General features: G+C 66.7%; 22 protein-coding genes. 2 read left to right on the top strand and 20 right to left on the bottom strand.

Annotated elements, in window-relative coordinates; genetic code table 11:
• Positions 1 to 71 precede the first annotated feature (71 nt).
• The 13 genes from cysG to ASE66_RS32285 form a co-directional block, all read right to left on the bottom strand.
• Positions 72 to 1,529 (bottom strand): siroheme synthase CysG, encoded by a 1,458-nt coding sequence (gene cysG / locus ASE66_RS27010; RefSeq protein WP_057192797.1) that lies wholly within the window; start codon positions 1,527 to 1,529, stop codon positions 72 to 74.
• Positions 1,526 to 1,765: a hypothetical protein gene (locus tag ASE66_RS27005; RefSeq protein ID WP_156412343.1), complete on the bottom strand. Its 240-nt coding sequence runs from the start codon at positions 1,763 to 1,765 to the stop codon at positions 1,526 to 1,528. Before ASE66_RS27005 ends, cysG begins: the two co-directional genes overlap by 4 nt.
• 4 nt (positions 1,766 to 1,769) lie before the next feature.
• On the bottom strand, positions 1,770 to 2,288 hold the full coding sequence (locus ASE66_RS27000; RefSeq protein ID WP_082613756.1) for a DUF934 domain-containing protein: 519 nt from the start codon (positions 2,286 to 2,288) through the stop codon (positions 1,770 to 1,772).
• Complete coding sequence (locus ASE66_RS26995; RefSeq protein ID WP_057192795.1) at positions 2,275 to 3,945, bottom strand: nitrite/sulfite reductase; 1,671 nt, start codon at positions 3,943 to 3,945, stop codon at positions 2,275 to 2,277. Before ASE66_RS26995 ends, ASE66_RS27000 begins: the two co-directional genes overlap by 14 nt.
• A gap of 3 nt (positions 3,946 to 3,948) precedes the next feature.
• On the bottom strand, positions 3,949 to 4,302 hold the full coding sequence (locus tag ASE66_RS26990; RefSeq protein WP_057192794.1) for a DUF2849 domain-containing protein: 354 nt from the start codon (positions 4,300 to 4,302) through the stop codon (positions 3,949 to 3,951).
• A 320-nt stretch (positions 4,303 to 4,622) separates the two neighbouring features.
• A complete protein-coding gene (locus tag ASE66_RS26985) occupies positions 4,623 to 5,318 on the bottom strand; it encodes a response regulator (RefSeq protein ID WP_057192793.1) in 696 nt (231 codons plus the stop codon).
• Positions 5,315 to 8,038, bottom strand: a complete 2,724-nt coding sequence (locus ASE66_RS26980; protein WP_057192792.1) for a sensor histidine kinase — start codon at positions 8,036 to 8,038, stop codon at positions 5,315 to 5,317. The genes ASE66_RS26985 and ASE66_RS26980 overlap by 4 nt, the downstream gene beginning before the upstream one ends.
• A gap of 5 nt (positions 8,039 to 8,043) precedes the next feature.
• Positions 8,044 to 8,625, bottom strand: coding sequence for a potassium-transporting ATPase subunit KdpC (gene kdpC / locus ASE66_RS26975; protein ID WP_057192791.1), 582 nt, complete (start codon positions 8,623 to 8,625; stop codon positions 8,044 to 8,046).
• 22 nt (positions 8,626 to 8,647) lie between these two features.
• Positions 8,648 to 10,684, bottom strand: coding sequence for a potassium-transporting ATPase subunit KdpB (kdpB, locus tag ASE66_RS26970; protein ID WP_057192790.1), 2,037 nt, complete (start codon positions 10,682 to 10,684; stop codon positions 8,648 to 8,650).
• Positions 10,685 to 10,705: 21 nt separating this feature from the next.
• On the bottom strand, positions 10,706 to 12,415 hold the full coding sequence (gene kdpA, locus ASE66_RS26965; RefSeq protein WP_057192789.1) for a potassium-transporting ATPase subunit KdpA: 1,710 nt from the start codon (positions 12,413 to 12,415) through the stop codon (positions 10,706 to 10,708).
• Positions 12,416 to 12,440: 25 nt separating this feature from the next.
• Positions 12,441 to 12,527 (bottom strand): K(+)-transporting ATPase subunit F, encoded by an 87-nt coding sequence (kdpF, locus tag ASE66_RS34050; RefSeq protein WP_082613755.1) that lies wholly within the window; start codon positions 12,525 to 12,527, stop codon positions 12,441 to 12,443.
• A 187-nt stretch (positions 12,528 to 12,714) separates the two neighbouring features.
• Positions 12,715 to 14,433: a hypothetical protein gene (locus tag ASE66_RS26960; RefSeq protein WP_156412342.1), complete on the bottom strand. Its 1,719-nt coding sequence runs from the start codon at positions 14,431 to 14,433 to the stop codon at positions 12,715 to 12,717.
• Between the two features lie 128 nt (positions 14,434 to 14,561).
• A complete protein-coding gene (locus tag ASE66_RS32285; RefSeq protein ID WP_156412341.1) occupies positions 14,562 to 14,723 on the bottom strand; it encodes a hypothetical protein in 162 nt (53 codons plus the stop codon).
• Positions 14,724 to 14,869: 146 nt separating this feature from the next.
• On the opposite strand from ASE66_RS32285, the gene ASE66_RS26950 reads away from it, so the two are divergent.
• Positions 14,870 to 15,313, top strand: a complete 444-nt coding sequence (locus tag ASE66_RS26950; RefSeq protein ID WP_057192786.1) for a GFA family protein — start codon at positions 14,870 to 14,872, stop codon at positions 15,311 to 15,313.
• Positions 15,314 to 15,315: 2 nt separating this feature from the next.
• Here the strand turns inward: ASE66_RS26950 and ASE66_RS26945 are convergent, their stop codons facing one another.
• The 4 genes from ASE66_RS26945 to ASE66_RS26930 all read right to left on the bottom strand — a co-directional run bounded on the left by ASE66_RS26945 (position 15,316) and on the right by ASE66_RS26930 (position 16,980).
• Complete coding sequence (locus ASE66_RS26945; protein WP_057192785.1) at positions 15,316 to 15,735, bottom strand: acyl-CoA thioesterase; 420 nt, start codon at positions 15,733 to 15,735, stop codon at positions 15,316 to 15,318.
• 86 nt (positions 15,736 to 15,821) lie between these two features.
• Positions 15,822 to 16,118 carry a GNAT family N-acetyltransferase gene (locus ASE66_RS26940; RefSeq protein WP_057192784.1) on the bottom strand — a complete coding sequence of 99 codons (297 nt, stop codon included), beginning with the start codon at positions 16,116 to 16,118 and terminating at the stop codon, positions 15,822 to 15,824.
• Positions 16,119 to 16,255: 137 nt separating this feature from the next.
• Positions 16,256 to 16,474, bottom strand: a complete 219-nt coding sequence (locus ASE66_RS26935) for a DUF2934 domain-containing protein (protein WP_057192783.1) — start codon at positions 16,472 to 16,474, stop codon at positions 16,256 to 16,258.
• Positions 16,475 to 16,620: 146 nt separating this feature from the next.
• Positions 16,621 to 16,980, bottom strand: a complete 360-nt coding sequence (locus ASE66_RS26930; RefSeq protein WP_057193428.1) for a carboxymuconolactone decarboxylase family protein — start codon at positions 16,978 to 16,980, stop codon at positions 16,621 to 16,623.
• Between the two features lie 171 nt (positions 16,981 to 17,151).
• Here ASE66_RS26930 and ASE66_RS26925 point away from each other — a divergent pair, with 171 nt between their 5' ends.
• Positions 17,152 to 17,346, top strand: a complete 195-nt coding sequence (locus ASE66_RS26925; protein WP_057192782.1) for a hypothetical protein — start codon at positions 17,152 to 17,154, stop codon at positions 17,344 to 17,346.
• Between the two features lie 235 nt (positions 17,347 to 17,581).
• Here ASE66_RS26925 and ASE66_RS26920 read toward each other — a convergent pair whose 3' ends face one another.
• Genes ASE66_RS26920 through metG form a run of 3 tightly spaced genes read right to left on the bottom strand, consistent with a single transcriptional unit; the run spans position 17,582 to position 20,760 of the window.
• A complete protein-coding gene (locus ASE66_RS26920) occupies positions 17,582 to 18,385 on the bottom strand; it encodes an MBL fold metallo-hydrolase (RefSeq protein WP_057192781.1) in 804 nt (267 codons plus the stop codon).
• Positions 18,386 to 18,400: 15 nt separating this feature from the next.
• A complete protein-coding gene (locus ASE66_RS26915; RefSeq protein WP_057192780.1) occupies positions 18,401 to 19,201 on the bottom strand; it encodes a TatD family hydrolase in 801 nt (266 codons plus the stop codon).
• Positions 19,201 to 20,760: a methionine--tRNA ligase gene (gene metG, locus ASE66_RS26910; protein WP_057192779.1), complete on the bottom strand. Its 1,560-nt coding sequence runs from the start codon at positions 20,758 to 20,760 to the stop codon at positions 19,201 to 19,203. The genes ASE66_RS26915 and metG overlap by 1 nt, the downstream gene beginning before the upstream one ends.
• Between the last annotated feature and the right edge of the window lie 26 nt (positions 20,761 to 20,786).

Raw genomic sequence — 20,786 nt, 5'->3', positions numbered from 1 at the left:
GTGGCGGCAGTAGAGCCCTTCCAAACTTTTCGCGCCAGAGAGAAAACGCATCTCCGGCGGTTTGGTTCGTTTCAGCCGTGAGCCAATTTTCCGCTGGCGGCAGCCGGCAAGGCGGCGCCCATCGCATGGCCGATCAGGACGAGGACAGGCCCCTTGCTCGGCAGCTCGCCGAGCCGTTCCGGCAGGTCCAGGATCGTGGTGGCGATCCGCCTCTCCGCCGGCGTTGTCGCACCAAGGACCGCGATCGCCGGTGTCGCCGGATCGAGCCCGGCGGCGAGCGCCTTCTCGCGAAACAGCGGCAGGGTGGCGCGCGCCATGTAGAGCGCCGTGGTCGCGGCGGGATCGGCCAGCGCCTTCCAGTCGAGATCCTGCGGCAGCTTGCCGTCGCGGGCATGGCCCGTGACGAATTGCAGGCGGCGGGCATGGTCGCGATGGGTCAGCGACAGGCCGAGCGAAGCCGCTGCGCCTTGCGCCGCCGAGATGCCGGGCACGATCGCGACCGGGATGCCGGCGCGATGGCAGGCCTCGATCTCCTCGCCGGCGCGCCCGAAAATGCCGGGATCGCCGCCTTTCAGCCTGACCACATGCTTGCCCTGGCCGGCGAGCGAGACCAGCATCGCGTTGATGTCGTCCTGCTTCACGGCGGGGCCGTAACCCTGCTTGCCGACAAGCATGCGTTTGGCCTCGCGCCGGGCGAGCTCGAGCACGCCGGCCGAGACGAGGTCGTCATAGAGGATGATGTCGGCGCTCTGCAGCGCCCGGATCGCCTTCAGCGTCAGCAGCTCCGGATCGCCTGGGCCGGCGCCGACCAGCGTAACGCGGCCATGCTGAGTCCCGGTCCGCTCGATCTCTTCGAGCGCGGCGGAGAGGCTGTCCCGGTCGCTTTCATCGGGCCGACGCTGCGGCTCGGCAAGCGCGCGACTGGTGAAGCGCTCCCAGAAATCGCGGCGGAGCGGGAAGGCGAGCTCGCGCGCCTTGACCAGCGGACGCCAATCATGCGCGGCCTGGGCCCAGGCCTTGAGGCCGGACGGCAGCAACGCCTCGATCTTGGCGCGGATCGCCTGACCGAAGACGGGGGCGGCGCCGTCGGTCGAGATCGCGACCACCAGCGGCGAGCGGTTGACCAGCGAGCCGAAGGCAAAGTCGCAGAATTCGGGCTTGTCGACGATGTTGGCCGGCACGCCGCTCTGGCGGGCTGCAGCAGCGAAGGCCTTGGCTTCGTCAAGGGAATCGATGTCCGCGATGGCGAGCGCGGCGCCGTCGAGGTCGCTGGCCTGCCAGGCGCGCGGCAACACCGTCACCGAACCGGCGGGCGGATCGGCGGCAAGGCCGGAGAAGATATCAGGCTGGTCGCCGGCGAGGATCAGCAGGTTGCTGCCTGCTGCAGCCAGCAGTTCGGCCTTCCAGAGCGCGCCCTCGCTCGCGCCCGCAAGCACGACCTTGCGCCCCTCCAGTTTGTGGAAGAGTGGCAGGGTCGCGAGCCGTTCGATCCGGCGCGGGGCGGTGGCTTGCGGGCGTCTTGCGCTCATCTTTGCGTCGCTGCGGCCTTCACATCGGGTTGCACCCGGCTATCGCCCGCAGGTGGCACGAACAGCCACAGACCGGCAAGCACCAGGATGATAAGCCGGAAGCAAAGATCGAACCAGCGCTCGCGCGGGCCGGGAGCGGAGTGACTCAAGGCGTCGTTCAGCATGGCCTCCTCCCATTCATCGTCGCTATGGCGGTCGGCCGGCCGGCGCAGGCTGGTCTGGGCCGAACCGTGCATCGTCTCAGCTCGCCGCGGCATGTTTCAGCCGGGCCGAGCGGCGCCGGTCGAGGATATTGCCGCTGTCGCCATAGCCGCGCTGATAGCCATGGCTGATCTGGCCGAGCGCCCGGGTCCATTGCTCGACCGGCTGGCGCGCAGCACTCGCCTCGGGCAATTCGACCTCGTCGAAGCCGCAGGCGAGGGCATAGGCGAACTGGTCGACGATCAGCGGGCCGCTGGCCCGCAACGTGCCGGTGAAGCCGTGATTGCGGATCAAGCGCGCCAGGCTGAAGCCGCGCCCGTCGCCGAAGGACGGGAAGCTGATCGCGATCAGCGAGAGCTGGCGCATCAGCAGCTTGAGCTCGGGGATGCGGACGGTATTGGGGATGACGACGCCGATGCGCTGGTCGCGGGTCTTCTGCGCCAACGCCTCCGGCAGCGCCGCCCAGTCGACGAGCGCATGCGAGATGTTGTCGATCGCCGCGCCCTCGCTGCGTGTCCAGAGCTCGGCCTTGGCGCCGTGACGATCAAGCAACGGCATGGCTGACCTCCTGAAAAGCCGCCTTGAACGGCGCAAGGCCGATGCGGCGGACATTGTCGATGAAGCTCTCGCCGGTCTGGCGCTGCCCCAGGTAAACCGAGACGATGCGCTCGATCGCGTCCGGCACGTCCTCGGCCGCGAGGCCGGGGCCGAGAATCTCGCCGATTGCCGCGTTCTCGGTCGCGTCGCCGCCGAGCGTGATCTGGTAGGATTCGATGCCGCGCTTCTCGAGGCCGAGAATGCCGATATGGCCGACATGGTGATGGCCGCAGGCATTGATGCAGCCGGAAATCTTGATGTTGAGCACACCGATCTCCTTCTGCCTGACGGGGTCGGCGAAACGCTGCGCCAGGGCCTGCGCGATCGGGATCGAGCGGGCCGTCGCCAGCGCGCAATAGTCGAGGCCGGGGCAGGCGATGATGTCGGTGATCAGCCCGACATTGGCCGTCGCCAGCTCCGCCTCGCCGAGGCGCTGCCAGACGGCGAACAGGTCCGACAGCTTTACATGCGGCAGGACGAGGTTCTGCGCGTGGGTGACGCGGATTTCGGAGAGCGAGAACTCGTCCGCGAGATCGGCGACGACGCGCATCTGCTCGCTGGTGGCGTCGCCGGGAGGCGCGCCGATCGGCTTCAGCGAGATCGTCAGCGCGGCATAGCCCGGCTGGCGATGCGGGGTGAGATTGGTCTCGACCCAGCGGGCGAAATCGGGATTGCCGGCCCTGGCCGCTTCGAAAGCGCCGCTGGTCGCCGGCAGCTTTTCATAGGCCGGCGGCGCGAAGTAGGCGGCGATGCGCGCGACCTCGGCCGGATCGGCGTTGACGGAGGGGCCATCGAGCCGGGCGAACTCCTCCTCGACGCGGCGGGAGAACTCCTCCGTGCCGATCTCGTGGACGAGGATCTTGACCCTGGCCTTGTACTTGTTGTCGCGCCGACCTTCGAGATTGTAGACCCGCATGATCGCCTCGAGATAGGCGAGCAGATCGGCCTTGGGCAGGAACTCGCGCACGATCTTGCCGATCATCGGGGTGCGGCCGAGGCCGCCGCCGACGATGACCTCGTAGCCGATCTCGTGCGTGTCCGGATGGCGCAGGATGCGCAGGCCGATATCGTGCGCCTTGATCACGGCGCGGTCATGCTCGGCGCCGGTCACCGCGATCTTGAACTTGCGCGGCAGGTAGTCGAACTCGGGATGCAGGCTCGACCATTGCCGGATCAATTCGGCGGTCGGGCGTGGATCCTCGACCTCGTCCTGCGCGACACCGGCGAAATGGTCGGCGGTGACATTGCGGATGCAGTTGCCCGAGGTCTGGATCGCGTGCATCTCGACATCGGCGAGCAGGTCGAGAATGTCCGGGATGTCGCGCAGCTTCGGCCAGTTGAACTGGAGATTAGTGCGCGTGGTGAAATGGCCGTAGCCGCGATCATAGCGCTCGCCGATCAGCGCGAGCTGGCGCATCTGCTTCGACGACAGCGTGCCGTAGGGGACGGCGATCCGCAGCATGTAGGCGTGCAGCTGCAGATAGACGCCGTTCTTCAGACGCAGCGGCTTGAACTCGTCCTCGGTCAGCGAACCGCTAAGCCGGCGACCAACCTGGTCGCGGAACTGCGCGACCCGCTCGCGGACGAAACGCTCGTCGAATTCATCGTAGCGATACATGCGTCAGGCTCTCAGAAAAGCTTGGGCGAGCGGCAATTCAGCCTGCTTGCCGAGGTCGCGCCGGATGCTGGGGCCGGTCGTCTTCATCCGTTCGCGGTAATGGCGCGGCACCGGCACGCCGTCCTCGATCGCGACATCGACGAGATAGGCGTCGACGACCTGCTGCTTGCCGAGCTCGGCAGTGGCGAAGGCGTCGAGCCGATCGGCCGTCGCATCATCGTCACCGACCAGCGCCGCGCCGGGATCGCGCGACCAGTGGAGGCTGTTCGCATCGCCCGCCGCGAAGACGACGTCGCCGTCGAGCAGGTCGTTGGCCAGCAGGATCACCGGTAGGGCAGGGCGCTTGGCGACAGCCATGAATGATGCTCGCTACGTTCGCTATTTCGAACGTTTTGCATAAGGCACAGGCCTTCAGGCATCAATTCACGTCAGGTAGTGTGATTTTTCTTATTCCCGTTCCAAAAGAGGAAATCTCTCTTCGCCTTGCTGCGATACGGCACGCGGCCGGAAAAATTCTGCTGCCGCGACACACAATACGCGAGTCATCCCGGGCGACCGGAGGGAGACCCGGGACCCATTCCGGAACCTTATTCGGAAAGGCTCCGGCATGGATCCCGGATCTCCGCTTCGCTGTGTCCGGGATGACGGGCGATAGTACGAGAGGAGAGCAAGCGCGCTCAAACCAGCCCGCCCAACCGATAGCCGACGCCGGGCTCGGTCTCGATCAGCTTCGGCTCGGCCGGATCGTCCTCGAGCTTCTGCCGGAGCTGCCCGACGAAGACGCGCAGATACTGCACGTCGTGCTCATGGGCCGGGCCCCAGACGGCGGTGAGGATCTGCTTGTGGGTCAGGACCCGGCCATTGCCGCCGGCCAGGCTGGCGAGCAGGTCGTATTCCTTGGGCGAGAGCTTCACCGCAACGCCGGCCTTGCTGATCCGGCGGTTGACCAGGTCGATCTCGACATCGCCGACCTGCAGCGCAGGCTCCGAGCCCTGGCGTTCGAGGCGATGGCGCAGCGCGACGCGCAGGCGCGCCAGCAACTCGCCGACGCCGAACGGCTTCTCGACATAGTCGTCGGCGCCGGCGTCCAGCGCGTCGATTTTCTCGGTCTCGCGGTCGCGGGCGGAGAGGATGATCACCGGGCCGTCATAGAAGGCCCGCGCCTTGGCGAGCGCCTCCTTGCCGTCCATGTCGGGCAGGCCGAGGTCGAGCACGACCGCGTCGGGCGGCTTTCGGGCGATCTCGCGCAGGCCGGTGGTGGCGTCGTCGGCGCGGATCGGCTCGTAGCCGGCCGCGTCGAGCGCTGGGCCAAGGAAACGGTGGATCTGCGGCTCGTCGTCGATGACGAGGATGCGGGGGCGAAAGGCGGTCATGACTTGGGTTCTCCGCCCGCGACGTCCTTGCGCAGGCTGATCAGGATGCGGGTGCCGCCCTTGCTGCCGTCCGGGCGGTCATGGATCGGGCTGGCGGCGGCGATGCGGCCGCCCATGGCCTCGACGAAGCCCTTGGCGATGGCGAGGCCGAGCCCAGCGCCCTTGCCGCGCTCGCCGCCACGATCGATCGATTCCTCCAGCCGCCGGAACTTCTCGAAGACGCGTTCCAGCTCGGCAGTCGGGATGCCGCGGCCCTCGTCCTCGATCGAGATCACGACATTGCCGCGGTCCTCATAGGCGGCCGCCTCGATCAACGCGCCGTCCTCGCTATAGGCGATGGCGTTTTCGAGGATGTTGACCAGCACTTGCTCGAGCAGGCCAGCGTCGGCCCGAACCAAAGAGAGCTCTGCCGGGAAATCGCGCTGGACCCGCCGTTGGCCGAGCCGGCGCGAGACGCGTGAAAGCGCCGCCGCGATCACGTCGCGCACATCGATCCAGTCGCGTCTTGCCACCAGCGCGCCGCCTTCGAGCCGGGTCATGTCGAGCAGATCGCCGACATAGCGGTTGAGCCGCTCGGCCTCCTCACGGATCGAGAGCAGGAGATCGTCGCGCACGGCCGGCTTCATGCCATCGCCGTAATCGATCAGCGTCGTCGCCGAGCCGAGCACGGTGGCGAGCGGCGTGCGCAGATCGTGGCTGACCGAGTTGAGCAGGGCGGAGCGCAGGCGGTCGCTGCGGCGGAGCGCTTCCGCATCGACGGCCGCAGCGGCGAGCTCGGCGCGCTCGATCGCGATCGCACCCTGGTCGAGCAGCGCCATTGCGAAGCGCGCATTCTCAGCCGTCGCCAGCGCCTTCGGCTCGAAGCCGACGACGCCGGAGCGGGCTCGCACGCCCTGCAATGGCCTGAAGGTCCAGGCGACGTTCGGCAAGGTGCCAGTGCCGGCCCCGGCCGGCTCGCCGCGGTTCCAGGTCCAGCGCGCCGCGGTCATGTCAGCGGTCGATAGGGCTTCGAGCTCGGGCGCGCCGGCGGCCGGGGCGATCTCGCCATTGGCCGGCAGCAGCACCACGATCTTGCCGGAGGTCGCGGCCGAGACCTGTTCGGCCAGGATCGACGCGACATCTTCGCGCCGCGCCGCCGCCGAAAGCCGGCGGCTGGCGGCGAGCAAGGCGGTGATCGCCGAGGCGCGCCGCGCCGTTGCCCTGGCCTGGTCGCGGATGCGCCCGGTCAGGCCGCCCGTCGTCAGCGCCACCGCAAAGAAGACAAGGAAGGTCAGCACGTCGGCCGGGTGGCCGATCCAGAAGGAGAGGCGCGGCTCGAGAAAGAAGAAGTTGTAGGCGAAGGCCGCGAGCGCGGCTGCCGTCACTGCCGGCCAGAGGCCGAAGGCGAGACCGGCGCCGAGCACGCTGACCATGAACAGCATGGCGAGGTTGACATTCTCGACCCGCTTGTCGATCAGCTCGGCGAGGCCGATCACGACCCCGACCATGGCGACCGCGCCGAGATGGGTGAGCCAGTTGAATCGGCCCCGCGGCGTGCTCGGCATCACCTGTTGCACCGGCCCGCTCGTAATTTCGGTGACGATGTGCAGGGCGGCGCCGTTCTGCGCCTTCAGCAGCTCTGGGGCGAGGGAAGGGCGCAACCAGGCGCGCCAACCCTTGCGATGCGATTTGCCGACGACGATCTGGGTGACGTTGTTGCGGCGGGCATAATCGAGCACTGCGCCGACGAGATCGTCGCCATTGAGCACGACGCTCGCGCCGCCAAGCTGTTCGGCAAGCTTCAACGCCTCCGCGAGATGCGCGCCACGGGCAGAATCCGGCTCCGCCCCGCTGGGCCGTTCGACATGGGCGACCGTCCAGGGCGCATCCATCATCATGTCGGAGAGGCGCCGCCCGGCCCTGACCAGCGAGCCGGCCATCGCGTCAGGGCCGATCAGCACGAGGATGCGCTCGCCCGCCGCCCAGGGGCCCTCGACGCCAGCGCGCTTCATCGCCTGGCTGAGCTGGTCGTCGACCGTCTGCGCCGCCCGGCGCAGCGCCAGTTCGCGCAGTGCCGTCAGGTTCTCCGGCTTGAAGAAATTGCCGGCGGCGAGCCGGGCGGTCTCGGGAACGTAGACCTTGCCTTCCTCCATGCGCTGGCGAAGTTCGGTCGGCGTGATGTCGATCAGCTCGATCTCGTCGGCGCGGCTGAGCGCGCTGTCCGGCACGGTTTCGCGCTGGCGCACTCCGGTGATCTTCCAGACGACGTCGACCAGGCTTTCGAGGTGCTGGACGTTCAGCGTCGTCCAGACGTCGATCCCGGAGTCGAGCAGTTCCTCGACATCCTGCCAGCGCTTGGGATGGCGGCTGCCCGGCGCATTGGAATGGGCGTACTCGTCGACCAGCAGCAGCTTCGGCTTCAAGGCGAGGGCTGCGTCGAGATCGAACTCCATCATAAGCCGGCCTCGATGCTCGAGCGGCCGGCGCGCCATCACCTCGAGGCCGTCGAGCAGGTCTTCGGTCTCACGCCGGCCATGCGTCTCGACCACGCCGACCAGGACCTCGCCATGCTCCTTCTGGGCACGCCGACCTTGCGTCAGCATCTCGTAGGTCTTGCCGACGCCCGGCGCCATGCCGAGAAATATCTTCAGCCGGCCGCGCTTGCCGCGGCCGGCTGAAGCGAGCAGGGCGTCGGGGTCGGGCCGCCCTGCCTCGCGGAATTGAGATTCGTCGCTTGCCATAGATCCTAACGTTGAGCGCGCGGCCAGCGCGCGTCGAGTGCCAAATTGACCGCAAGCACATTGACGCGCGGCTCACCAAGCAGGCCGAAGGTCGAGCCCTCGGTATTGGCCGCGATCACGGCCAGGACCTCGCTCGGCTGGGCCTTGCGAGCCGCTGCGATCCGCGCGACCTGCCGCGCCGCATTGGCCGGCGAGACATGCGGGTCGAGCCCCGAGCCCGAGGTGGTGACGGCGTCGACCGGAATCGGCGCCTTGCTCTCGGCGCGTAGCGCCTCGGCATCGGTCTTGATGCGCGCGGCGAGATCCTCGTTCAGCGGGCCGAGATTGGAGCCGGAGGAGCCGGCGGCATCGTAGCCGTCCTTGCCGGCCGCGGAGGGGCGGGGGCGCAGATAGGCCTCGTCCTTGAAGTTCTGCCCGACGAAGCGCGAGCCGACGACCTCGCCGGAGGCATTGCGGATCAGCGAGCCGCCGGCCTGGGCCGGGAACAGGGCCTGCGCCAGCCCGGTGACGCCGAGCGGGTAGGCGAGGCCGAGCAGGGCGGTGAAGAGGACCATCGAGACGATGGCGGGGCGAAGATTGGCGATCATGACATGTGTCCTGTTCAGGCCATCAAACGAGCCCGAAGGCCGAGACGATGACATCGATCAGCTTGATGCCGACGAAGGGCGCGATCAGCCCGCCGATGCCGTAGAGGGTGAGATTGCGCGAGAGCAGCTTGGCCGCGCCGATCGCCCGGTAGCGCACACCGCGCAGGGCCAGCGGGATCAGTGCGACAATGACCAGCGCGTTGAAGATCACCGCCGAGAGGATGGCGCTCTGCGGGCTCGACAGGCCCATGATGTTGAGCGCGCCGAGCGCCGGCAGCGAGACGACGAAGAGCGCCGGGATGATGGCGAAGTACTTCGCGACGTCATTGGCGATCGAGAAGGTGGTGAGCGCGCCGCGGGTGATCAGCAACTGCTTGCCGACCTCGACGATCTCCAGGACCTTGGTCGGGTCGCTGTCGAGATCGACCATGTTGCCGGCCTCGCGCGCCGCCTGCGCGCCGGTCTGCATGGCGACACCGACATCGGCCTGGGCGAGGGCAGGGGCGTCGTTGGCGCCGTCGCCGCACATCGCGACGAGGCGGCCCTTGGCCTGCTCGGTGCGGATGATCCGCAGCTTGTCCTCCGGCGTCGCTTCGGCGAGAAAATCGTCGACGCCGGCCTCGGAGGCGATCGCCGCCGCGGTGACCGGATTGTCGCCGGTGATCATCACTGTGCGCACGCCCATGCGGCGCAGGTCGGCGAATCGCTCCTTCACGCCCGGCTTCACCACGTCCTTGAGGTGGATGACGCCGACCAGCGCGCCGTTCTCGCTGACGGCGAGCGGCGTGCCGCCCGAACGGGCGATGCCGTCGACCGCCTGACGAAACTCGGCCGGCACCTGGCTGTCGGCAAGGTCGAGCGTCTTGATCACGGCGTCGACCGCGCCCTTGCGCCAGGACTTGCCGTCATGGTCGAGGCCGGACTGGCGCGTGGTGGCGCTGAACGGGATCGTGGTGGCTCCTGCCGGAGCCTCGGCGGTGACGCCCTGGTTGCGGGCGAGCTCGACGATCGAACGGCCTTCCGGCGTCTCGTCAGCGAGCGAGGCCATCAGCGCTGCGCGTAAGCCCGCATCCGGGCGCACGCCCGGAACCGGGATTACCTCGACAGCCATGCGGTTGCCGAAGGTGATCGTGCCGGTCTTGTCGAGCAGCAGCGTATCGACGTCGCCGGCTGCCTCGACGGCCCTGCCTGAGGTCGCCAGTACATTCACTTTCAGAAGCCGGTCCATGCCGGCGATGCCGACAGCGCTGAGCAGGCCGCCGATCGTGGTCGGGATCAGCGTGATGAAGAGCGCACCCAGCACCATCGGATCGAGCGACACGCCGGAGAATGCGCCGAGCCCGGTCAGGGTGACGACCGCGATCAGGAAGACCAGGGTCAGGCCGGCGAGCAGCACGGCGAGCGCCAGCTCGTTCGGCGTCTTGCGCCGGTCGGCACCCTCGACCATCGCGATCATGCGGTCGAGGAAGGACGAGCCCGGCCGCGAGGTGACCCGGATCTTGAGCCAGTCGGAGACCACGGTCGTGCCGCCGGTAACGGCGGAACGATCGCCACCGCTCTCGCGGATCACAGGGGCGGACTCGCCGGTGATCGCGGCCTCGTTAACCGAGGCGACACCCTCGATGATCTCGCCGTCGGCGGGGATGACGTCGCCGGCCTCGACCAGGACGATGTCGTCCGGTGCGAGTTCATGAGCCGGCGTCGGGATCATCGCGTTACGCGAGGCGTCGATGATCAGCTTGGCCTTGGTGGTGACGCGGGTGGCGCGCAGGGAATCCGCTGCCGCCTTGCCGCGTCCTTCGGCGATGGCCTCGGCGAAGTTGGCGAAGACCACGGTGAGCCAGAGCCAGACCGCGATCTGGATCGAGAAGGCCGCGGGCTGGCCATTGGCGATCGCGACAACGGCAGAGACGGTGGCGAGCGCAGCCACCACCTCGGTCGCGAGGATGACCGGGTTCCCGGTCAGTTTGCGCGGGTCGAGCTTGCCGAAGGCGCTTTTCAGTGCCGTCAGGACGATGGCTTGGTTGAAGGCGCTGGATTTAGCGAGTGAGACACTCATCGAACGAGTTCCTTTGTCGGCTCAGCGAGAGGCCGCAAGCACCTGGAAGTGCTCGACGATTGGCCCAAGTGCGAGCGCGGGGAAGAATTGCAGACCACCCAGGATCAGGATGATGCCGATGAGCAGGCCGACGAAGAGCGGTGAGTCGCTGGGCAGCGTTCCGGCGGTCGGCTTCAGCTTCGGCTTGGCGGCAATGGCGCCGGCCAGGGCGATCACCGGGATCATGTAGGCGAAGCGGCCGAGCAGCATGGCGATGCCGAGCGTGGTGTTCCACCAGGGCGCGTTGGCGGTGAGGCCGGCGAAGGCCGAGCCGTTGTTCCCCGCCGCCGACGAATAGGCGTAGAGGATCTCGGTGAGCCCGCGCGGCCCCTTGTTGAGCAAGCCCTCGAGCGCGACCGGCAGCACCGCAGCAATGGCCGAGAAGCCGAGGATGGCGAGCGGCAGGATCAGCACCGCCAGCATGGCGAACTTGATCTCGCGGCTCTCGACCTTCTTGCCGAGATATTCCGGCGTGCGCCCGACCATCAGGCCAGCGACGAAGACCGCGAGCAGCGCCATCACCACCATGCCGTAGAGGCCGGAGCCGACACCGCCGGGCAGGATCTCGCCGAGCTGCATCAGGAACATCGCGACGCCGCCGCCGAGCGGCATGAACGAGCCATGCATCGCGTTGACCGAGCCGTTCGAAGCGCCGGTGGTCTGCGCCGCCCAGACGGAAGAAGCGGCGGCGCCGAAGCGCACCTCCTTGCCTTCCATGTTGGCGGGTGCGTCGGTGATGCCGGCCGCGATCATGGCGGGCTGCGGCGTCAATGTCTCGGAGGAGTAGATCGCGGAAGCGCCGAGGCCGACCAGGATCACCATGGCGGCGAGCAGGGCGCGTGCCTCCTTGCGGGCGCCGGCGACACGCCCGAAGGCGATGACCGTGCCGAAGGCGAGCGCGTTCAGTGAGACGACCTCGATCAGATTGGTCAGCGGCGTCGGATTCTCGAGCGGGTGCGCCGAGTTGACGTTGAAAAGGCCGCCGCCATTGGTGCCCCATTGCTTGATCGCTTCCTGGCTCGCGACCGGGAAGAGGGCGATGATCTGGTCAACGCCCTCCAGCGTCTTGGCGGTGACGTTGGCGAGCAAACTCTGCGGCACGCCGGCAGCGACAAGCGCGAGCGCGGTGACGATCGAGACCGGCAGCAGCACGTAGAGAACGGAGCGGGTCAGGTCGACCCAGAAATTGCCGAGCGTCTCGCCGCGATCGGCGGCGAAGGCGCGCGCCACGGCGGAAGCGACGGCGAGGCCGGCACCGGCCGAGACGAAGTTCTGCACCGTCAGGCCCGCCATCTGGCTGAGGCTGCTCATCGTCGTCTCGCCGCCATAGGACTGCCAGTTCGTGTTGGTGACGAAGCTGACCGCCGTGTTGAAGGCGAGATGTGGCGACAGGCCGTCGAAGCCCTGCGGGTTCAGCGGCAGCTGGCCCTGCAGGCGCAGCAGGCCATAGAGCAGCACGAAACCGGCCGCGCTGAAGGCGAGCACCGCTCCGGCATAACCGAGCCAGTTCTGCCCCTTGTTCCGGTCGACGCCCAGCGCCGCGTAGAATCCGGCCTCGACCGGCTTCAGCACCAGGTCTAGCGGGGTTCGTTCGCCCGCCCAGACGCGCGCCATGTAGATGCCGAGCGGCCAGCCCACGGCTACCGTCAGCGCGATCGTGAAGACGATCTCAGCCCAGCCCCGCCAGTCCATGCGAGGTCTCCTTTTTCTTGTTGTCTCAGAAGCGGTCGGGGCGCAGCAGCGCGGCGACCATGTAGATCGCGAGCCCGAAGGCTGCGGCGGCGTAGAGCAAGGTCAGGCCCATGGCATCAGACCTTGCGCAGCAGCGCTGCGTACCAGCCGAAGAGCGCGAAGGCCCCGGCTCCGAGCGCGAGAAAGACGATGTCGGCCATGACGGATCTCCAGCCTGGGTTCAGACCGGAGATGTGGTGCCGCACCTGCTAAGCGGTCGAGTGGGAAGGGCAGGCGGCGGCATAAGGGCGGCGTAAAGATCAGGATCTCTCGAAGGGCAAATCGAGATCGAGTTCGCCATATCCCATGCCGTTGAGGAGCAGTCGCGTGCGGCAAAGTATATCGCCCGGCGCGCCTGGGACGGGATGGTCGAGCACCAGTGTCGCCAAAAGGTCCGATGACATCTTAGACGTCACTCCGTCTCCATAAGTGCCTCGGGCGTCAAACACAGTCGCATCTGCTTGTTCGTGACTGAAGTTGCAGCGCCAGATGTTCTCGCGCCGATCCCTGGTCTGGACTTCGATCGAACTGATCGAAAGCGGTTGCTCGGATAGCGATCGACGATGGAGTGAAATCTCGACGAGGCGCTCGCAGCCATAAAGGAGCAGGCGCGAATGGTACCCGATCGGGTCTGCGTCCGGCGGAGCCAGGTCGATCCAGCTCTGATGTGCACGCTGAGGAGCCACGATGCTGAGCAGGAGCTTTCCGTCATCCAGGCGCTGCGCCGCAATCAGTCGCTCATGAGCCTCATAGGTCCGCTGCCCGGCCTCGATCGTCATGGGTTCAAGCAGGAGTGGGAGGGAGCGGCGAAAGATAAAATCCTTGCTGAACTTGAGCTCGCCACGCTGCTCGGGCAACAGCGCCAACAGGCCGTCCGGCGTCACCGGCCATGGTCCCGCGTCAAATTGCGGCTCGGCCACACTTTCACGCTCGCGTTCCGACAGCTCGATTGGAAAGGGAGACGGCTCCCAGATCGATGCGATCTTGAGCTCCTGGACCGTCCGTTCCTCGCGCTCGTGGAACTCGGCGCAAACTGCCTTGATGTCACGATCGAGGAGTTGCCGTTCCTTGGCTAGCCAGTGCTTCCAGATGGGATCCCTTGCCGCGAGACTGTCCATGATTGCACTGGCTGTTTGGGGTCGCCCAGCCAACAGCAAGGCGATGACACATGGAGAAGCCTTTTCTCGATCTCCCTCCAATCGGCGAGCTAGGTCTTCGAGCGTCGTGAGTCTTCCCAGCTCGGCGAATATGTCGTGCTGGAGTGAATCCAGTAGCAGTGGCATGAAGTGCGCGGCGGTGACGTCCCAAAGCGGGCTATGGATAGACTGGTCGCAACCGACTGAACCTGGGTGCCCGTAGAGCGGATTGAGGTAACGCCAGATCCGAAAGCGCTTCCGTTCCCCTGTGCGATCGAACAATGCGCCGCGCAGAATGTGGCGGACAGGCCGGATCAGGAGGTGTCGGCCGACGAGGACGAGGTCGTCACGTTCGGCCAGGAGGCTTTTCAGATAACACTTGATGTCCGCCGGACGCGTTCCGGGTTCAGCCGGACCACCCCGTACCCACACCGCCTTGAGATGCTGCCTGGCATGGTCGACCGCCTTGCCGGCGCTCAGCCATTCGCCCGATGCCTCTTCGAGCACGATGCCTTTCGTCAGCTTGGTCAGGGCCGCCGCGAGGCAGAGGCCGACACTGACTTCGTCCTCATCGCCCGCCCAACGCAAGCTGACGCAGCACGAGAACGGCTTGCCAGCTTCTGGTGGTTCGAGATCGCCGACGGCATCGGGGCCGCTGCGGACATCGAACTCGCAGCCAGATTGCTGGCGTCGCAGCGTCGCAGGGAGGAAGCCGCCATGGGCGGCTAGAGGGCCGTTTCCGTATTGAATCCTGACGGGAAAACCGAGCGACCTCAGCTTGGCGTTGATGTCCTTTATAGCCGGCAAGGCAGCATCGAAAAGCACATGCGCTTCACTTGCCATGTCGGCGGCCCTCGCCAGAGTCCGCCACAACCATACCGAGAACGCAGCGCAATGCACCGCCTCGCTCGCACCCGACGATAATCGGGCTAGCCCGGCGCACAAAAGCGCCGGGAGGCCGCCCTTGCCGATCAGTTCGCCGCTTCGAGCCCGGCCGTGGTGATGAAGGCGGAGAGGGCGAGACCGGCCCAGAAAAAGTCGTTGAGAACACCATGCAGGGGCGCTGCCCCCGTGGTCACGATTGCTAGGCCGCCGGCCAGGAACAGCGCCGAGGCCGCAACAAGGCTATTCATGATCTCCTCCCGCATTTTTGCTTCGAACGCGGCGGGGTTGATTCCGTTCCCCCGATTCGGCGCGGTATCAAATGACTTGTGTTGATGAGATCGTCGCATGCCCACAATTGCCGTGATGTGACAATGCGGGAAGAGGAGAAACCGGCGTGACGTATCGCTTGAGCGGCGCCTGTCATTGCGGCACGATCGGCCTCGAATTGGCACTGCCGCGCCCGCCCGAGGAGGAGGTCGTCGGCGCCTGCCAGTGCTCCTTCTGCCGTAAGCACAATGCCCGGACAGTCTCTGATCCGCGCGCGAGCGCCCGCCTCGTCGTGCACGATCCGGCCGAGCTCCAGCGCTACCGATTCGGGCTTTCGGCCTCGGAGGTCGTGCTCTGCCGCCGCTGCGGCGTCTATGTCGCCATGCTGATGCGCGAGGGCGACAAAGCCTGGACCACGATCAACATCGATGCGCTCGACGAGCGCGCCCGTTTCACGGGGCTGGCCGAGCCGCGGGATTTCAGTGGCGAGGCGCTGGAAGGGCGGCGCGAACGCAGGAAGGCGCGCTGGACCCCGACCGAGCTGGTCGGCTGGCCGGAGGAGGGCGGTTAGCCTCAGGCTGCGAGCCGTGCCAGTTGCTGCCGGACCGCCTCGGAGAAAGGCCGCGCCTTGCGCGTCGCCTCGTCCATCTGGACCATCACGGTGATGCCGCTGGCGACGCAGCGCTCGCCCTGGAAGATCGCCTGCTCGAGCCGGACCGAACTGCGACCGATCGAGGCGATACGCGTGCCGATCTCGACTTCGCCGGGCCAGAGCAGCTCTGCCCGGAAATCCATCTCCAGCCGGGCGATGACGAAGGCCGTTCCCGGCTCGACCAGCTGGCGGGTGCGATCATAGAGCAGCTCGACGCGCCCGGTTTCCAGGAAAGTCGAGAACACCGCGTTGTTGATATGGCCCTGACGGTCGGTGTCGCCATAGCGGAGCTTGTCCTGCGCCCGCAGCGGAAAATCGGTGATGGCGAGATCGTCCGGCATGGCAGGCCCCGTTCTGTGACGGAGCCTTCAAACGCGATCGGTGGGCGCGAGGCAAGCTCCGCCCGCGATCGGACAGGCGAGGGCGTTCAGGCCAGTACGTCGCCATAGTCGGGATGACGGCTGGCCCAGGCGGCGACGAAGGAGCAGCGCGGCACGACGCGGCGCCCGCTGGCGCGCGCGATTTTGAAGATGCCCTCGGCCAGTTGCGAACCGAGTCCGCGCCCGTTGAAGGCCGGCGGTACCTCGGTATGGGCCACGACGATCTGGTTGCCGTCGCTGCGATAGACGGCAAAGGCCTGTCCGCCGGGGAAATCGAGCTCGAAACGCCCGGCTTCGGGCCGTTCGACCACTTCGGCCCGTCCGGCTTCCACATGCTGCGTCATGGCTGCCCCCCACTGGCGCCGATAGCGATGAGCGCCGCTTCAACCACAATGTGGGAGCCGGGCTGCCGCTTGTCTGCGGTTACGATCATGCCGATCGGGAATGGCAGGGCTGCGGCGAGCAGCCCCGCAAATAGTCGTCAGGACAGCCACTCCTGCTCGCGGCGGCGGGCACGCTCGCCCTTGAGCTCGTCCTCCGCGCCGTGGTCGACGACCTCCTCGCTGCGGTTGCGGAAGGTCCAGATCGCCTTCGCGGCCTCCCAGTGCTCGTGGTCGCGGCCTTCCGGCTGTCCTTCTTCCATCCAGAGCGAATAGGCGATCTTGCGGATCTCGCGCTCGGCCTTGCCAAGATGGCTCATCTCGTCCTCCTGGTTCCGTTGCAGTCAACGAGGAAACGACGGAACGCCGAACGGCGTTCCGCGCCTCCCGCGAAATCTGTCACCGCAATGTGGCGCTCGCATGAGCTCGTCGGAGGCAGGCTGCGGCTCGTTCGGAGGGGCCGATCCTATTCCGCGGCAGCCGGGGCGGGGGCCGTCATCTGCTCGAAGCAATCGAGCGTCCGTGCTGAATAGACCAGTGCCGCGCCAGCGTTCATCGCGATCGCCACCCCGAGCGCTTCCGCGATCTCCTCGCGGCTGACGCCGGCCTTGATCGCCGCATCGACATGGATGGTGATGCAGCCGTCGCAGCGCGTGGTGACGGCGACGGCGAGCGAGATCAGCTCGCGCGTGCGGGTGTCGAGATGCGTGGTCTTCGCCGCCCCACCGGCCAGCGCGGCATAGCCGCGAAGCGCTTCGGGAGCAGCCTTGCCGAAATCGCCGACACGGCCCTTCAGCTCGGAGCGATAAGTGGTCCAGTCCAGCATCGGGATGCCCTCCATCGTGAGATCGGCCTGATGTTCGGCCGACGATGATTGTCGGGCAGAGGTCGTACTCGCGCCAGCCCGATCAGAGGCGACGATTGCCGCAGGCTTGAAGATCGCGCGCATCACCCCAAATCCAAGTCAAAGGGCGCCACCGGCTCAACGGAGCTCACCATGGACCAAGAGAATCTGAAGCAATTCCGTCGGCGATCGATCGAGAAGGCGCTGCGCGCCGGGCTTCCGGCCTATTTCCTCGACGAATGCGACGATGACGGCGTGATCCGGGTCAAACCCAACGGCGCAGCCGAACGGATCGTCATCCAGCAGGGCCAGGCGCAGATACTGCCGTTCGAATGCCGAGCCTGCTGATCGGCCAAGCCCCGCCTGCGAAGGCGGGGCTTTCATTTTGCGAGTGCAAAATCGAGAGGCGGCGCGAACCGATGAGTGCCGCACTCTGTCGGTCGCAAGCTGAGCAGCGAGCCGTTGCAAGGGACGGAGGGGAGCCGGGAACGGCAACCAGTTTGATTCGCATAAGACATATTATGGAACTTAAAATGATGCCGGGATATGAGTCTGTCCGGCAAACCTGTGTTCGTCGGACAGGCTATCCTTCGATCGTCAGCTGCATGCCGTCGAACGCCGGTTCAATGTTGTCCGGCAAGCGCTTGGACAGGCTGGCATAATCGAGATCGACATGAAGATTGGTCAGGATCGCGCGGGGTGGCTTGAGCTGCGCGATCGCCTCCAGCGACTGCTCCAGATTGAAGTGGCTCGGATGCGGCGCCTCGCGCAGGCAGTCGAGGACCAGCATGTCGAGCCCACTCATCGCTGGTAGGGACTCCGGCGGAATGGCGCTGACGTCCGGTGCATAGCCGAAGCCGCCGAAGCGGAAACCGAGCGCGTCATAATTCGGGCCGTGCTCGAGCCGGAACGGCAGCGTCTCGATCGCGCCGCCCGGGCCGTCGATGGTGAGCGGTTCACCGGCGGCGAGCGGCGCAAGATCGAGGATCGGCGGATAGAGGCTGCCGGGCGGTGTCTCGAACAGATATCCGAAGCGCTGGCGCAGCGTTTCGCCCGTCACCGTGTCGGCATGGACCGAGATGCGCTTGCGCATATGCAGGACGAGCGCGCGCAGATCGTCGATGCCGTGAGTATGGTCGGCATGGTCATGGCTGAACAACGTGGCGTCGAGCCGGGTCACGTTCGCGGACAACAGCTGTTCGCGCAGGTCGGGCGTGGTGTCGATCAGCACGCTCGTCGTGCCGCCTGGGCCGCGGCGCTCGACCAGGATCGAGCAGCGCCGGCGCCGGTTCTTCGGATTGGCCGGATCGCAGGCGCCCCAGCCGGAGCCTGGCCGCGGCACACCGCCGGATGAGCCGCAGCCGAGGATGGTGACGGTCAGGTTCATGCGACGCGTCAGCCCTCAGGCTACCTGCGCCACGGGCGCTGCATGGTCCATCTTCCAGTAGCAGCGCCTGGCGTTCTCCGTCGTGATCCGGGCGATCTCGTCGAAGGACAGACCCTTGACGTCGGCGAGAACCTTCGCGGTCTCAACGACATAGGACGGTTCGTTGCGCTTGCCCCGATAGGGCGTCGGGGCGAGATAGGGCGCATCGGTCTCGACCAGCAGGTGCTCCAGCGGGATGTTGCGGGCGATCGCGCGCAGCGCTTCGGAGGTCTTGAAGGTCAGGATGCCGGAGAAGGAGACGTAGAGCCCGAGCTCGACGCCGGTGCGGGCCAGCATTTCGCCGGCCGTAAAGCAGTGCAGGATGGCGGGGAAGGCGCCCTTCCCCATTTCCTCCCGCAGGATCGACGCCATGTCCTCGTCGGCCTCGCGCGAGTGGATCACCAGCGGCAGCTGGGTCTGGCGCGCCGCGGCGATGTGGGTGCGCAGGCCTTGCTCCTGCGCCTCGCGCGGGCTCTTGTCGTAGTGATAGTCGAGCCCGGCCTCGCCGATGGCGACGCAGCGCGGATGGCGCGCCAGCTCGACCAGTTGCTCGACCGTGACGTCGAGTTCGTCATGGGCGCCGTGCGGATGCGTGCCAACGGTGCACCAGACGGAAGGGAAACGCTCGGCCAGCGCCACATAGGTCGCAAAGCGCGCGACGCGGGTCGAGATCGTCACCATCCGGCCGACGCCGGCCGCTTCGGCGCGGCCGACATAAGCTCCGATGTCCTCGGCGAAATCCGGGAAGTCGAGATGGCAATGCGTATCGATCAGCATCAGGCCGCCTGCCCGTCTTCCGGTTCGACATAGCGCGGGAAGACCGCACTCGGCGCCGGCAGCACGGTACCGGAAACGAGGCGCCCGGCCTCGCCAAGCGCAGCGAAGTCGCGCGCCTCGGCAGGCACCGCCAGCAGGTCGAGCAACTTGGCCATGGCCTCCGGCATCACCGGCTGGGTGAGGATCGCGATCTGGCGGATCGTCTCGATCGTGACGTAGAGCACCGTATCGCGCTTGGCCGGATCGCTCTTGGAGAGCTTCCACGGCTCGTTATTGGCGAAATAGCGGTTGGTCTCGGCGACCACGGCCCAAATGTCCGCCAGCATGACGTGCAGAGCGAAATCCTGCATGGCGGCGCGCGTCTTCGTCAGCAGCCCGTCGGCCTGCGCCAGCATGGCACGATCGCTTTCCGTCAGCGCGCCGGCCGGCGGCACCCTGCCCTCGCAGTTCTTGGCTATCATCGACAGCGAGCGCTGCGCCAGATTGCCGAGGTCGTTGGCGAGATCGGCGTTGATGCGCCCGATGATCGCCTCGTGGCTGTAACTGCCGTCCTGGCCGAAGGAGACCTCGCGCAGGAAGAAATAGCGCAGCTGGTCGACGCCGTAGATGTCCGCGAGCCCGAACGGGTCGACGACATTGCCGAGCGATTTCGACATCTTCTCGCCCTTGGAGAGCAAGAATCCGTGGCCGAAGACGCGCTTCGGCAGCGGCAGCCCCGCCGACATCAGGAAGGCCGGCCAGTAGACCGTGTGGAAGCGCACGATGTCCTTGCCGATGATGTGGACATCGGCCGGCCAGTAATGCCAGCGCGGATCACTCTCATTCGGAAAGCCGCAGCCGGTGACGTAGTTGTTGAGCGCGTCGACCCAGACATACATCACATGCTTCGGATCGCCCGGAACCGGTAGGCCCCAGTCGAAGGTGGTGCGGCTGATCGAGAGATCCTCGAGTCCGCTCTTCACGAAACTGACGACCTCGTTCTTCCGCGTCTCGGGCGAGACGAAGTCCGGCACGTCGCGATAGAGCGCGAGCAGCTTGTCCTGGTAGGACTTCAGGCGGAAGAAATAGCTCTCCTCCTCGACCCATTCGACCGGCGTGCCCTGCCCGCCCAGGCGCGTGCCGTCAGGCTGGAGGGTCGTTTCCTCCTCGCCATAGAAAGCCTCGTCCCGGACCGAGTACCAGCCGGAATACTTCGCAAGATAGATGTCGCCATTGGCCTCCATCCGGCGCCAGAGTTCCTGCGTGGAGGGCAGGTGGTCGGCGTCGGTGGTGCGGATGAAGCGGTCGAAGGAACAGCCGAGCCGCTGTTCCATCTCGTGGAAGCGGGTAGCGAGGCCATCGACGAAGTCCTTCGGCGAGAGCCCGCTCTGCGCGGCGGTGCGTTGCACCTTCTGGCCGTGCTCGTCGGTGCCGGTCATGGCGAAGACGTCATAGCCGTCGAGGCGCTTGAAGCGGGCGATCGCGTCGGCAGCCACCATCTCATAGGCGTGGCCGATATGCGGCGGGCCGTTGGTGTAGTGGATCGCGGTCGTCAGATAGAACTTCGGGGCCGAGGCCATGGTCTGTCCGGTCGTCTCAAACGGGT

It is taken from the genome of Allobosea sp. Root483D1, assembly GCF_001429505.1.
In the GTDB taxonomy this organism is placed as follows: Bacteria; Pseudomonadota; Alphaproteobacteria; order Rhizobiales; family Beijerinckiaceae; genus Allobosea.
This window is presented reverse-complemented; position numbering and strand designations above follow the sequence as displayed.

What these genes read in the sequence shown, in the direction of transcription:
- cysG (WP_057192797.1), bottom strand. Translation starts at nt 1,529, where the DNA reads ATGAGCGCAAGACGCCCGCAAGCCACCGCCCCGCGCCGGATCGAACGG.
- ASE66_RS27005 (WP_156412343.1), bottom strand. Translation starts at nt 1,765, where the DNA reads ATGCACGGTTCGGCCCAGACCAGCCTGCGCCGGCCGGCCGACCGCCAT.
- ASE66_RS27000 (WP_082613756.1), bottom strand. Translation starts at nt 2,288, where the DNA reads ATGCCGTTGCTTGATCGTCACGGCGCCAAGGCCGAGCTCTGGACACGC.
- ASE66_RS26995 (WP_057192795.1), bottom strand. Translation starts at nt 3,945, where the DNA reads ATGTATCGCTACGATGAATTCGACGAGCGTTTCGTCCGCGAGCGGGTC.
- ASE66_RS26990 (WP_057192794.1), bottom strand. Translation starts at nt 4,302, where the DNA reads ATGGCTGTCGCCAAGCGCCCTGCCCTACCGGTGATCCTGCTGGCCAAC.
- ASE66_RS26985 (WP_057192793.1), bottom strand. Translation starts at nt 5,318, where the DNA reads ATGACCGCCTTTCGCCCCCGCATCCTCGTCATCGACGACGAGCCGCAG.
- ASE66_RS26980 (WP_057192792.1), bottom strand. Translation starts at nt 8,038, where the DNA reads ATGGCAAGCGACGAATCTCAATTCCGCGAGGCAGGGCGGCCCGACCCC.
- kdpC (WP_057192791.1), bottom strand. Translation starts at nt 8,625, where the DNA reads ATGATCGCCAATCTTCGCCCCGCCATCGTCTCGATGGTCCTCTTCACC.
- kdpB (WP_057192790.1), bottom strand. Translation starts at nt 10,684, where the DNA reads ATGAGTGTCTCACTCGCTAAATCCAGCGCCTTCAACCAAGCCATCGTC.
- kdpA (WP_057192789.1), bottom strand. Translation starts at nt 12,415, where the DNA reads ATGGACTGGCGGGGCTGGGCTGAGATCGTCTTCACGATCGCGCTGACG.
- kdpF (WP_082613755.1), bottom strand. Translation starts at nt 12,527, where the DNA reads ATGGGCCTGACCTTGCTCTACGCCGCCGCAGCCTTCGGGCTCGCGATC.
- ASE66_RS26960 (WP_156412342.1), bottom strand. Translation starts at nt 14,433, where the DNA reads ATGGCAAGTGAAGCGCATGTGCTTTTCGATGCTGCCTTGCCGGCTATA.
- ASE66_RS32285 (WP_156412341.1), bottom strand. Translation starts at nt 14,723, where the DNA reads ATGAATAGCCTTGTTGCGGCCTCGGCGCTGTTCCTGGCCGGCGGCCTA.
- ASE66_RS26945 (WP_057192785.1), bottom strand. Translation starts at nt 15,735, where the DNA reads ATGCCGGACGATCTCGCCATCACCGATTTTCCGCTGCGGGCGCAGGAC.
- ASE66_RS26940 (WP_057192784.1), bottom strand. Translation starts at nt 16,118, where the DNA reads ATGACGCAGCATGTGGAAGCCGGACGGGCCGAAGTGGTCGAACGGCCC.
- ASE66_RS26935 (WP_057192783.1), bottom strand. Translation starts at nt 16,474, where the DNA reads ATGAGCCATCTTGGCAAGGCCGAGCGCGAGATCCGCAAGATCGCCTAT.
- ASE66_RS26930 (WP_057193428.1), bottom strand. Translation starts at nt 16,980, where the DNA reads ATGCTGGACTGGACCACTTATCGCTCCGAGCTGAAGGGCCGTGTCGGC.
- ASE66_RS26925 (WP_057192782.1), top strand. Translation starts at nt 17,152, where the DNA reads ATGGACCAAGAGAATCTGAAGCAATTCCGTCGGCGATCGATCGAGAAG.
- ASE66_RS26920 (WP_057192781.1), bottom strand. Translation starts at nt 18,385, where the DNA reads ATGAACCTGACCGTCACCATCCTCGGCTGCGGCTCATCCGGCGGTGTG.
- ASE66_RS26915 (WP_057192780.1), bottom strand. Translation starts at nt 19,201, where the DNA reads ATGCTGATCGATACGCATTGCCATCTCGACTTCCCGGATTTCGCCGAG.
- metG (WP_057192779.1), bottom strand. Translation starts at nt 20,760, where the DNA reads ATGGCCTCGGCCCCGAAGTTCTATCTGACGACCGCGATCCACTACACC.